Annotated in this window: 9 protein-coding genes; 6 read left to right on the forward strand and 3 right to left on the reverse strand. The window is 73.6% G+C overall.

The window, feature by feature from the left end:
- Window positions 1–111: 111 nt before the first annotated feature.
- A complete protein-coding gene (locus ACFV20_RS36265) occupies window positions 112–702 on the reverse strand; it encodes a hypothetical protein (protein ID WP_385665314.1) in 591 nt (196 codons plus the stop codon).
- Between the two features lie 147 nt (window positions 703–849).
- Between ACFV20_RS36265 and ACFV20_RS36270 the strand changes: the two genes are divergently transcribed.
- A complete protein-coding gene (locus tag ACFV20_RS36270; RefSeq protein ID WP_385665317.1) occupies window positions 850–3,417 on the forward strand; it encodes a SpoIIE family protein phosphatase in 2,568 nt (855 codons plus the stop codon).
- Window positions 3,418–3,558: 141 nt separating this feature from the next.
- Complete coding sequence (locus ACFV20_RS36275; RefSeq protein ID WP_385665333.1) at window positions 3,559–4,224, forward strand: GAF and ANTAR domain-containing protein; 666 nt, start codon at window positions 3,559–3,561, stop codon at window positions 4,222–4,224.
- A 4-nt stretch (window positions 4,225–4,228) separates the two neighbouring features.
- Here ACFV20_RS36275 and ACFV20_RS36280 read toward each other — a convergent pair whose 3' ends face one another.
- Window positions 4,229–6,361: a SpoIIE family protein phosphatase gene (locus ACFV20_RS36280; RefSeq protein ID WP_385665320.1), complete on the reverse strand. Its 2,133-nt coding sequence runs from the start codon at window positions 6,359–6,361 to the stop codon at window positions 4,229–4,231.
- A 265-nt stretch (window positions 6,362–6,626) separates the two neighbouring features.
- Here ACFV20_RS36280 and ACFV20_RS36285 point away from each other — a divergent pair, with 265 nt between their 5' ends.
- Window positions 6,627–6,842, forward strand: a complete 216-nt coding sequence (locus tag ACFV20_RS36285) for an ankyrin repeat domain-containing protein (RefSeq protein WP_385665323.1) — start codon at window positions 6,627–6,629, stop codon at window positions 6,840–6,842.
- A gap of 22 nt (window positions 6,843–6,864) precedes the next feature.
- Here the strand turns inward: ACFV20_RS36285 and ACFV20_RS36290 are convergent, their stop codons facing one another.
- The gene (locus ACFV20_RS36290) at window positions 6,865–7,047 is read right to left on the reverse strand and encodes a hypothetical protein (protein ID WP_030853560.1); all 183 of its coding nucleotides are present in this window, start codon (window positions 7,045–7,047) and stop codon (window positions 6,865–6,867) included.
- A 240-nt stretch (window positions 7,048–7,287) separates the two neighbouring features.
- On the opposite strand from ACFV20_RS36290, the gene ACFV20_RS36295 reads away from it, so the two are divergent.
- The 3 genes from ACFV20_RS36295 to ACFV20_RS36305 all read left to right on the forward strand — a co-directional run bounded on the left by ACFV20_RS36295 (window position 7,288) and on the right by ACFV20_RS36305 (window position 11,467).
- Window positions 7,288–8,109 carry a chitosanase gene (locus ACFV20_RS36295; RefSeq protein WP_385665326.1) on the forward strand — a complete coding sequence of 274 codons (822 nt, stop codon included), beginning with the start codon at window positions 7,288–7,290 and terminating at the stop codon, window positions 8,107–8,109.
- A gap of 87 nt (window positions 8,110–8,196) precedes the next feature.
- Entirely contained in the window at window positions 8,197–9,159 is a 963-nt protein-coding gene (locus ACFV20_RS36300) for a DMT family transporter (RefSeq protein ID WP_385665328.1), read from the forward strand.
- A 58-nt stretch (window positions 9,160–9,217) separates the two neighbouring features.
- Window positions 9,218–11,467 carry an MMPL family transporter gene (locus tag ACFV20_RS36305; RefSeq protein WP_385665330.1) on the forward strand — a complete coding sequence of 750 codons (2,250 nt, stop codon included), beginning with the start codon at window positions 9,218–9,220 and terminating at the stop codon, window positions 11,465–11,467.
- Window positions 11,468–11,552 lie beyond the last annotated feature (85 nt).

The following is an 11,552-nucleotide window of genomic DNA, read 5'->3' on the forward strand; positions in this document are numbered from 1 at the left end:
GGCCCCTCGGGGGGGGGGCCCGCGGGGGGGGGGCTGGGGCCGGGGCGGGCCCCCGGCCCCCCCGGCGCGGCCGGGGGGCCCCGGGCCCGGGGGCGCGGGGCCCCGGGCCGGTCAGCCCGTGGCGGTCCAGCTGTGGGCGACGTCCACGACGACGCGGCCGTCCAGTTGCTGGACCCGGAAGGGCAGCCGCGCGCGGACCCCCAGACCGATCTGGGTGTCCCCCTCGAAGCTGCCGGCGAACCGGGTGTCCCGGAAGGTGCGGTACCCGGTGAGGTTCACGCCCGGCAGGGGCTGCGCCACCCGGCCGGGATAGGTGGCCGCGCCGGTCTCCGGGTCGTAGGCGGGCGCGGACACCCGCACCTCGAGTACGGCACCGCCCGCGACGGGAATGTAGCGGCCGGAGCCGTCCTGGTAGAGCCGGTCGACGTACCGGACGCTGTAGCCGACGCCGCTGCCCGCGCCGGGCACGTCGATCACCATCCGGTCGAAGCAGGTGTGACGGCCGGTCCTGACACCGGTCATCGGTGCGACGGTGGCGGCCGCGCCGGTCTTGGCGAGGCTTCCCCAGCCAGTCGGACAGGTCGCCGTCTGTGCGGTGGACGCCTGTCCGGCGACCGGTGCGGCACCGGCCGGGACCGCCGCCACACCCACCGTGGCTCCCACGAGCGCGAGAGTCGCGCATGCTCTGCTGATTCGTACCATTGCCGCCCCCGAGGCTTGCATGTGGTTGATGCCGAGTGAGACGGCCGGGGCGGCCGAAAGGTTGCGCTTGCCGCGCCGGAGCGCGGACCATGGCACATCCTGGTGGGAAGCGATGGGGCCGGTGCGTCCGTACCGGGAGGACGCGACATGGATGAGACAGCCGCCGTACCGGGCGGGTCGGGGTCCGCCGCCGGCCCGGGCCGGGACGGGGCTGAGGGCCGGGTGCCGGGCGAGGACACCGGCCGGATCGAGGACGCCCTGACGACCCCGCTGGTCGAGGCCGTGCGGGACCTCGACGGGTACGGCGGCCTGGTCTACCTGCGCTCCGGGGACCGGCGCTCGCTGGTGCTCGCGATGGTCAGCGGCGTGCCCCGCTCGCTGCTCAGGAGCTGGTGGCGGGTGCCCGTGGGCGGTGCCCTGCCCATGGCGGAGGCCTACCGGCGCGACGAGACGCTGTGGCTTCCGGACGAACGGGCCACCATGGTGCGCTTCCCGCACTTCACCGCCGGGCTCCCCTACTCCTTCGGCTCCGCCTACCAGCCCGTCCGGGCCGGCGGCGAGGCGGTCGGGGTCCTGGTCGTGCTGCGCTCCGCGGCCCGGACCCCGATGGAGGAGGAAGAGGTCACCCTCGCACTGCGCCCGGCCGGGCGGGCCATGGAGGAGCGCCTCGACCACCTCGTCGCGACCCGGCCCGGCCCGGACTCCGCCGGACACCCCGTCGCATACGACGACGAGCCGGTCAGTGTGCGGCTGCCCACCTCGGCCGCGCACCCGGTCCGGGTCGGGCTCATCGACTGGGACCTGGACAGCGACCGCTGCACCGCGGACGACGACGCCCTCGCTCTCCTCGGCCTCGACCGGGCGGACCACGGCGGCACCATCGCGGACATCGAGGCCCGTGTCAGCCCCGACGACCTGCACGAACTGCGCGAGAGCCGGCACGACGCGCTGCGGACCGGCCGGGTCAGGTCCCGGCACTTCCGGGTGCGCGAGAAGTCCCGGGGCGAGGAGAAGACCGGCTACCGGCCGGTCGAACTGTGGGGCCATCTCGTGCGGGGCGGGGCGGGCTCCTCACGGATCCTGGTCGGCGCCCTCGTCGACGCGGGCGGCGGCCTCACCGCGGCCGAGGCGGCCGAGCGGCTGCCCGACGGGATCTTCTCGCTGGACCAGGACGGGCGGCTGACGTACGCCAACCGCCGCTGCGAGGAACTGCTCGGCTGCGGCCGCGAGGACCTCTTCGGCCGCTACCCGTGGGAGGTCGTCACCTGGCTGCGGGATCCCGCGTACGAGGACCGCTACCGGGCGGCGATGCTGTCGCAGGAGCAGGTGTCGTTCCTGGTCCGGCGCCCCGACGGCAACTGGCTGGGTTTCGCCCTCTACCCGGACGTGCACGGGCTGACCGGCCGGGTCTCCCCCACCGGGCCGCCCACCGGTGCCGAGCAGGGGCCGGACGCCGGTTCCGGCACCGCCGGGGCCCTCGGCGCCCCCGCCCCGCCGCCCGGACCGGTGGCGGCCGCACGGGCCGGGGCGCTCTACCACGTGGTGCAGATGGCGAGCGTGCTCACCGAGGCGGTCACCGTGCTGGACGTCTGCCGGGCCGTCTCGGAACAACTGCTGCCCGCCTTCGGCGCCCGGGAACTGGCCCTCTACACCGTCCGTGACAGCCGGATGTACCTGTTGTGGGAGTCGGGCTACCCGGAGGGCTTCCTCACCCCGTTCGAGGGCGTCACGCTCGACACGCAGCTGCCCGGCGTCCACGCGCTGACCACACGGCTCCCCCTGTTCTTCGAGTCGCCGGAGGAGCTGTCCCTCGCCTATCCGGGCATCACCCTGGACCGCATGCGGGCCTGGTCGTTCCTGCCGCTGATCGCCTCCGGCCGATCCGTCGGGTCGTGCATCCTCGGCTGGGACGCCCCGCACCGGTTCACCCCCGACGAGCGGTCCGCCCTCACCGCGCTGAGCGGCCTGGCCGCCCAGGCGATGGAACGGGCGCGGCTGTACGACGCGGAGTCCGCCGTCGCCCGCGGCCTCCAGGAGGGACTCCTGCCCCACCGGCTGCCCACCGTCGAGGGCCTGCGCACCACCGGCCGCTATCTGCCCGGCACACAGGGCATGGCGATCGGCGGCGACTGGTACGACGTGATCACCACCGGGCGGGGCGTGGCCCTGGTCATCGGGGACGTCGAGGGCCACAGCGTCGGCGCCGCGGCGGTGATGGGGCAGCTGCGCAGCGCGGTGCACGCCTTCGCGGCGAGCGAGCGCCCGCCGCAGGAGGTCATCACGCACACCAACCGGCTGCTGAGCGAGCTGGAGTCGGACGTCTTCGCCACCTGCTGCTACATCGAGCTCGACCCCGCCACCGGACGGGCCCTCGCCGTGCGGGCCGGCCATCCCCCGCCGCTGTTGCGCCACCCCGACGGGCGGGCCGAGACACTGCATCTGGAGGGCGGCGTGATGCTGGGCGTGCAGCCTGACGCGGAGTACCCGGTCACGGCGCTCACCCTGGCCCCCGGCAGCGTGCTCGCCCTGTACACCGACGGGTTGGTCGAGCGGCCCGGCAGCGACATCGAGTCGGGCATCGACGCGGTCCGGCACCGTCTGTCCCAGACTCCGGCGGACTCGGTGGAGCACCTCGCCGACCGGCTGGTGGGAACGGCCCGGCAGGCCCGGGAGCGGCCGGACGACGTGGCTCTGCTGCTCACGGCGTACAAGTGAACAAGGTGGGAGACCACGAGCGGGCCGCCCGGACGCACGGCCGGGTCTGCGGGCGACCGTGCGAAGCGGCCCGGTATACGGTGGTCACGTCCGGTGAGCAGGGCGGTGGTTTCGGTGGAGTGGCAGCGGTACGCCGAGCAGATGGCGTGGCTCGCCCGGGAACTGGCGGGGCAGGACTCGGTGCAGGCGACGCTGGACACGATCTCGTCGTCGGCGGTCCGGCTGATCGACGGATGTGACGCCGCCGGCATCCTCACGGTCTCCAAGGGCCGGTCCGTGACGCTCTCGGTGTGCGGTGACATGGTCGCGGAGTCGGACCGGCTGCAGGGCGAGTTCGGCGAGGGGCCGTGCTTCGACGCCGCACGGCGCGTGGACGGGCAGCGGCTGTTCCGGATCGCCGACATGACCCGGCCGCAGCCCGACTGGCCGCGCTACAGCCGGGCGGCCCGTGACCTCGGGATCGGCAGCATGACGGGTGTCCTGCTGTACACCCACGAGGGCGACTTCGGCGCCCTGAACCTCTACTCGCGCCGCCCCGGGGCGTTCGGCGAGGACATCGAGGCCGCGGGCTGGCTGCTCGCCTCGCACGCCGCGGTGGCGCTGGCCACGGCCCGCACCGTGGACCAGCTGGAGCACGCGCTGGAGACCCGGCAGGCCATCGGGGAGGCCATGGGGATCCTGATGGAACGCCATGAGCTGAGCGAGGACGAGGCCTTCGGTGTGCTGCGGCGCCTCTCCCAGGACCACAACCTCAAGCTGCGCGACGTGGCCCGGCGGGTCAGGGCCGGTACCCCGGACGGGGGGTGACGCCTCACGCCGGACGGCCGCCGGGGCGGGAGGCGCGCAGCAGGAGCACCGCGATGTCGTCGGCGTGCTGTCCGGTGGGGGTGGTGTGGCGGACGAGCCGGTCGATGAGCCGTTCCAGGTCGTGGCCGTCGGCGGTGTCCAGGTGGGCGGCGAGGTCGGAGGTGGTGCGGGTGGCGTCGGTGCCGGGGAGTTCCACCAGGCCGTCGGTGTAGAGGGCGAGGGTCGTGCCGGGCAGCAGGGGGACGGTGGTGACCGGGTAGGCGGTGCCGGTGTCGACGCCGAGCAGCGGGCCGGGCTCGACGTCGAGGACGCCGGCGGGCTGCCGGGGGTGGCGCAGCAGCGGCGGCACGTGTCCCGCGGTGGCGAAGGACGCCTGCTGACGCTCCAGGTCGAGATGGACGTAGAGGCAGGAGACGAGGAGTTCGGAGTCGAGGTCGGCCAGCAGCCGGTTGGTGCGGGCGAGGACCTGGCCGGGCGCGGCACCGGCGGTGGCGTGGGCGTGGATGGCGGTGCGGACCTGGCCCATGAGGGCGGCGGCGGCGATGCTGTGTCCTTCGACGTCGCCGATCACGGCGGCCGCACTGCTCTCGCCCAGGCGCAGGACGTCGAAGAAGTCCCCGCCCACCTCGGTGCCGTGCCCGGCGGGCAGGTAGCGGGCGGCGACGTCGAGGCCGGGCACGCGCGGCAGGGCCCGGGGCAGCAGAGTGCGCTGCAGTTCGTGCACGAGCCGGTGCTTGGTGTCGTAGAGCCGGGCGCGGTCGAGGGCCTGGGCGATCAGGCCGGACAGCGAGGTGAGGACGGCGCGTTCATCGGCGGTGAAGGTGTGCGGCCGGGTGTAGGAGAGGATGCAGCAGCCGACCGGCCGGCCGGAGATGATCAGGGGCAGGAACGCCCAGGCCTGCTTGCCGCTGATCCGGGGTGCGCTCGGGTAGCCGGCGGCCAGTTCGGCGGGATCGGCGAAGAAGGCGGGGGTGCCGCTGGCGAGGACCTGGCCGGCGGGGGTGAGGTCGGTGTCCAGGAGCAGGGCGTCGAGCCGCTCGATGACGTCGGCCGGGTAGCCGTGGTGGCCGGTGATCTTCAGCCGCCCCGCGTCGACACCGGACAGCACGAGGCCCTGGGCGCCGAACGCGGGCAGGATCTGGTGGGCGATCAGTGCGACGAGGTCCCGTACCGTCACCGACTCGGTGAGCGCGGCGGCCAGGTGCACGAGCTGGTAGAGGCGTCCGGTCGGCGCCGCGACGAGTGGCCGCGCGGCGGGGGGCGGCGAAGGATCGGTCCCCCGCGTGCCCGGCAGGACGCGGACGCTGATGCCGCTGCTGTCGGGGTAGAGCTGGAAGGTCAGCGGCTGGTCCGGCGGCCGGAGCGCGGTGAAGGAGACCGGGGTACGGCTGACGATCGCCGTCCGGTAGTGGTCCTCGTAGACGGGGTCGTCGAGCCAGGACAGGGAGTGCCAGGGCCGGGTGCCGAGGAGACGGTCGGCGGCGCGTCCGAGGAGGCGGGCCGCGGTGTCGGTCGCGAAGGTGATGCGGCCCTCCAGGTCGAGGGCCAGGGCACCCTCGGGGAGGCGTTCGAGGTAGTCGGCGGCGGCCAGTCCGGTCTGCGCGGGGTGGCGTGCGGCGTCCACGGGGACGACACGCGGCTGGTCGGGCAGGGACGGCGGCCGGGGGGCGTCGTCCAGGAGGCGGGCCATGCGGCGGGCGCTGGCGTCGATGTGACCGCGTTCGCGGGGTGTGACCCGGCGCGGCCGGCCGGCGGGCCACATCAGCACGAGTCCGCCCCAGGAACGGCGTACGCCGGTCAGCGGGGCGGCGACCAGGGCGAACGGGTAGGGCAGGACGGCGGCGGCCCGGGGGTAGCGGCGGGCCATGTCGTCCTGGCCGGCGACGCTGACGAGGGTGTCGTCGTGGATGGCGTCGGCGACCGGTACGGGCGCGGTCAGGGGGAGCCGCTGCCAGGGGGCGGTGAAGGCCGGCGGCAGACCGCACAGCGCCACCAGGCGAAGCACCGGCTCCGCCTCCTCGATGAGGTAGAGGCCGCCGATCGAGGCGCCGGTGCCGCGCACGGTGTCGGCCAGGGCCGCGCCCAGGTCGTCGTCCAGCGACCCGGCGCCGTCGGGGTGCTCCTCGGTACGGGGCATGGTGTCCTCCCGCTCCTACCCGGACGCTACGCCTGCCGGAGCGTGCAGGCACGTCGTCCGTACGGGTGCCCGTTCCGCCGCCGGACGTGCACATCCGGCGTGGCGTCACGAGGCCGTCGGCCGCACTCCGACGCGAGGAAGGGCCGTTCCCCGGGGCGGCCGTGCGGACGGGCGCCCGACGGCAGAACCGACGGGTCCTGGACGGTATCGGGAGGCCGGCTCTGCCCCGCGCGGCCTGCCCGACCGGGTCCGGGCGTTCGCCGAGGTGGACGAGCCGCCGTCACCGGACGAGATCTCCAGCGTGTTCCGGGGTGCCTGCCACGGCGGGCACCTGCGGACCGCGCAGTATCTCCACGGGCGGGGCGCCGGTCCGGACCGGTGCGGCTACGACGGCGTGACCCCGCTCGACATCGCCCGCGCCCGGGGCGCCGACGACGTCGTGCGGTGGCTGCGCGGCCTGGACGCGCTCAGCGCCCGGTAGCGGCGCGCCCGCGCGGGGCGGCTCACAGGCAGTAGCGCACGAGCCATTCGTCCTGGTTGTACGCGGTGCGTGCCGGGTCGGGCACACTGGCGGCCCGCTCCTCGACCATGTCCTCCACGCGCACCGGCTCCGGCAGTGTCCCGAACCGGGCGCGGCGGGCGGCGCCCTCCGCCTCGCTCCCCTGCTGTGACGTCGCCTCGTCCACGGCGATTCCCCTCTCCGGCTGGTCGGTCCGACCGTTCGGCCCTTGGTGGGCAAAGGGTTGACGTACGGGGAGGGGCGCTTGGTTCCCGCGGCATCGACCGGTATCGGCGGCGCACCGGCTTGTTCGACCCTACGAACTTCCCGCTCGCCTGTTCTCCTCACCGGCCTCCAATGATAGGAAACCTTCCTATCAGTTCTGCACGGCCCGCTCTTCCAACCCCCCACTCTGCTTGGAGACACCGTGAGACACCCCTCGGCTCAGGCCTCGCGCCGCACCGTCCTGGCGCTGTTCGGCGCGGCCCTCGCCGCCACCCCGTTCCTGAAGCCGCCGCACGCCACGGCGTCCGGGCGCGCGCTCGGGCTCGACGACCCGGCGAAGAAGGAGATCGCCATGCAGCTCGTGTCGAGCGCGGAGAACTCCTCGCTCGACTGGAAGGCGCAGTACCAGTACGTCGAGGACATCGGTGACGGCCGCGGCTACACCGCCGGCATCATCGGCTTCTGCTCCGGCACCGGCGACATGCTGGACCTCGTCGAGCTCTACACCTCCCGCAAGCCGGGCAACGTCCTCGCGAAGTACCTCCCGGCCCTGCGCGAGGTCGACGGCTCCGACTCGCACGACGGGCTCGACCCGGGCTTCCCCGGCGACTGGCGCCGAGCGGCGCGCGACACCACGTTCCGACGCGCCCAGGACGACGAGCGCGACCGGGTGTACTTCGACCCGGCGGTCGCACAGGGGAAGACGGACGGGCTGCGGGTGCTGGGCCAGTTCGCCTACTACGACGCCATCGTCATGCACGGCGACGGCAGCGATCCGACGAGCTTCCGCTCCATCCGCAAGCGGGCCCTGCGGACGGCGAAGCCGCCGGCGCAGGGCGGCGACGAGGTGACGTACCTCCACGCGTTCCTGGACGCGCGGGTGTGGGCCATGAAGCAGGAGGAGGCGCACAGTGACACGAGCCGTGTCGACACGGCCCAGCGCGTCTTCCTGAACCGGCGCAACCTCGATCTGAACCCGCCGCTGGACTGGAAGGTCTACGGGGACAGCTACCACATCGGCTGACGTCGCGGCCCGGGCGGGAATTGGTCCGCCAAGCAGGCACGGAAGTGGACCCCTTCCCGGGCCGCCCGGCTCCCTAGCGTCGTCCCCATGAACGCCACGACCACGCGCGGGGCCCTGCTCGCCGCGCTCGCCTGCGTCCTCGTCGGAGGGTCCTTCACGGCCAACAGCGTGCTGGGCGACTACCCCTACGCGGCCGGCCAGTTCCTGCGCTACGGGCTGGCCTGTCTGCTGCTGTTCCCCGTGGCCGGGAAGGACGCCGCCGACCGCCTCCGGGCCCTGACACCCCGTCAGTGGGTCCGTCTGGCCCTGCTCGCGGCGGTCGGCATGGTCGGCTTCAACCTGGCCGTCATCGCCGCCGAACGCACCGCGGAACCGGCGGTTCCCGGCGTGTTCGTGGGCTGTGCGCCGGTGGCCGTCGCCGTGCTCGTACCCCTTCTGGACGGGCGGCGGCCCCAGCGGGCGGTGCTGTACGGGGCGTTGTTCGTCGCCGTCGGCGCCTTCACGGTGCAGGGCTGGGGGCGTACGGACGGCGTGGGGATCGCCTTCTCCGTGTGCGCCCTCGCGGGGGAGGTCGGATTCGCCGTGCTCGCCGTTCCCGTACTGCGGCCGCTCGGGCCCCGGTTGCTGTCCGCCACGGTGTGCGCGGTCGCCGCCGCCGAGTCCGCGGTGATCGGGCTCCTGGCCAACGGTTCGGGCCTGCCGCGGTGGCCCGACGCCGTCGAGACGGCCGCGCTGCTGTGGCAGGCGGTGGTGGTGACCGTCGTGGGCTTCGTGTGCTGGTACATCGGCATGCAGCGGATCGGCGCGGAGCGCGCCACCCTGTTCTCCGGTCTGATCCCGGTGGCGGCGGCCTGCACCGCACCGCTCGTCGGCACCGGCTCCTACGGACTCGCGCAGGCGGCGGGGAGCGCGCTGGTGGGGCTCGGTGTGGCGTTCGGGTCGGGAGCGCTGAGGCGTGCGGGGCGCGGGCGCCGGGTGCCGGGGCGGGCCTTTCGAGGGAACGGCCGCCCGGAGTCACCGGGAGTCCGCGTGCCTGGAAGGCCGGAGTGACCCCGTCCGCATCTAATGGACGCCACTGACCTCCCGGCCGACACAGGAGACGACGTCCATGCCGCACAGCCGCACCGGTGAAGGGGACCAGCAGGCCGCGCGCGGGGGTGTGCTGCGGCGGCTGGGCGAGTGGTGCGCACACCACTTCGTCGTCGTCATCATCGCCTGGCTGGTGGCACTGGTGGCGTTGCAGGTCGTCAGCCGTGAATTCGGAGGGCAGTACTCCGACAACTTCAGCCTCCCCCAGGCGCAGGCGCAGAAGGGCCTGGACGTGCTGAAGGCGCACGACCCCCAGGCCGGCGGCTACAGCAGCCAGATCGTGCTGCACGACGACCAGCAGCCCCTGACCGCGCTGAGCTCCCAGATCTCCACCACGGTCGCCGACCTGGAGAAGCTCCCGCACGTGCTGTCCGCGCAGAACCCGCTGTCCGCTCCGGCCCCGCCGAGCGGCCAGCAGAACGTGGGGCCGCTGTCGGACGACAAGAAGACGGCCTACATCACCGTCCGATTCAACGTGCAGCCCTCGACGCTCGGCGACGACTACCTCAACGGCGTCGACACCTCCGTGCAGCCCCTGCGCTCGGCCGGGGCCGAGGTCGAGTACGGCGGACCGCTCGGCGAGCTCGCCCGGCCGTCGGCCGACGACCGGGTCAGCGAGCTGATCGGCTTCGGCGTGGCGGTCATCGTGCTGCTGGTCGGGTTCGGCAGCGTGATCGCCGCCGTCGTCCCGCTGCTGAGCGCGCTGATCAGCGTCGTCGGCGGGCTCGCCATCCTCGGGCTGCTGGCGGCGGCCTTCACCTTCGCGACGGTCTCACCGACCCTGGCCACGATGATCGGCCTCGGTGTCGGCATCGACTACGCCCTGTTCATGCTCACCCGGCACCGGCAGAACCTCATCGACGGCATGGACCCGGTGCGGGCCGCGGGCCAGGCCGCGAGCACCAGCGGCCACGCCGTCCTCGTCTCCGGCTGCACGGTGATCATCGCGCTGGCGGGACTGTCCGCGTCCGGGGTCTCCTTCATCTCCCTGCTGGGTCTGGCCGCCGCCGTCACCGTCGTCTCGGCCGTCGTCGGCGCGCTCACCCTGGTGCCGGCCCTGCTCGGCCTCATCGGCCGGCACATCGACCGCTTCCACGTGCGCACGCCCATCGCCGAGACCGAAGCCGGGGCGGGTGACACGCCGCAGGGCACCTGGCACCGGTACGCGCAGCGGGTGGAGCGCCGACCGCTGACGTTCCTGTCGGCGGGCGTCGCCGTGGTCGTGATCCTCGCGATCCCGCTGTTCACCATCCAGCTCGGCCACATCGGTGACGGCGCCGACCCGACCTCGTTCACCGACCGGCGGGCCTTCGACCTGATGACCGACGCGTTCGGGCCCGGGTCCAACGGCCCGCTCACGGTCGTCATCGACCAGACCGACGTGCCGCAGTCGCAGCGCTCCGCCCTGGCCTCGAAGGCCCAGCAGTCACTCGACAAGGTCCAGGGCGCCGCCGTCGTCACTCCCCTGACGCCCACGCAGGACGGCGACGTCCTGGTCGGCACGGTCTACTCGACCAAGTCCCCGCAGAACCAGACGACCACGGACCTGACCAACCGTCTCGTCGACGACACGCTGCCGGACGTCGTCCAGGGCACGGACGCCAAGGGGTACGTCACCGGTACGACAGCGACCCAGGTCGACTTCCGGGACATCGTCGCCTCCCAGCTGCCCGTGATCATCGCGGTGGTCGTGGGTCTGGCGTTCCTGATCATCCTGGCCGTGTTCCGGGGGCTGCTGGTGGCCGTGAAGGCGGCCGTCCTGAACGTGCTGTCGATCGCCGCGTCGTACGGGGTGGTCGTCGCGGTCTTCCAGTGGGGCTGGGGCGGTCCCGCGCTCGGGGTCCACGGCAAGGTGCCCATCGAGAGCTACGTGCCGATGATGATGTTCGCCATCGTCTTCGGCCTCAGCATGGACTACGAGATCTTCCTGCTGTCCCGTGTCCACGAGGCGTGGCTGCGCACCGGTGACGCGAAGGGATCGGTGGCGCACGCCCTGGAGATCACGGCCCGGGTCATCACCTGTGCCGCGCTGATCATGGTGAGCGTGTTCGCCGCGTTCCTCCTCAGCGACAACATCGTGGTCAAGATGCTCGGCCTCGGCCTGGCCGTCAGCGTGCTCATCGACGCGACCGTCGTGCGGCTGCTCATGGTGCCGGCAGTGATGACGCTGCTCGGGCGGCACGCCTGGTGGATGCCGCGGTGGCTGGACCGGGTGGTGCCGCACATCGACGCGGAGGGCGCGAAGTCCGAGGCGCGTCAGGCGTCGTAGGGGGCCGGGGTCCGTAGGGGCGGAGGCGAAATCCGTGGGGGCGGGAGCGAAACCGGAGCGGCGGCGGGATCCGGTGGGATCCCGC

It is taken from the genome of Streptomyces sp. NPDC059696, from assembly GCF_042733745.1.
Lineage (GTDB): Bacteria > Actinomycetota > Actinomycetes > Streptomycetales > Streptomycetaceae > Streptomyces.

What these genes read in the sequence shown, in the direction of transcription:
- ACFV20_RS36265 (WP_385665314.1), bottom strand. Translation starts at nt 702, where the DNA reads ATGGTACGAATCAGCAGAGCATGCGCGACTCTCGCGCTCGTGGGAGCC.
- ACFV20_RS36270 (WP_385665317.1), top strand. Translation starts at nt 850, where the DNA reads ATGGATGAGACAGCCGCCGTACCGGGCGGGTCGGGGTCCGCCGCCGGC.
- ACFV20_RS36280 (WP_385665320.1), bottom strand. Translation starts at nt 6,361, where the DNA reads ATGCCCCGTACCGAGGAGCACCCCGACGGCGCCGGGTCGCTGGACGAC.
- ACFV20_RS36300 (WP_385665328.1), top strand. Translation starts at nt 8,197, where the DNA reads ATGAACGCCACGACCACGCGCGGGGCCCTGCTCGCCGCGCTCGCCTGC.
- ACFV20_RS36275 (WP_385665333.1), top strand. Translation starts at nt 3,559, where the DNA reads ATGGCGTGGCTCGCCCGGGAACTGGCGGGGCAGGACTCGGTGCAGGCG.
- ACFV20_RS36305 (WP_385665330.1), top strand. Translation starts at nt 9,218, where the DNA reads ATGCCGCACAGCCGCACCGGTGAAGGGGACCAGCAGGCCGCGCGCGGG.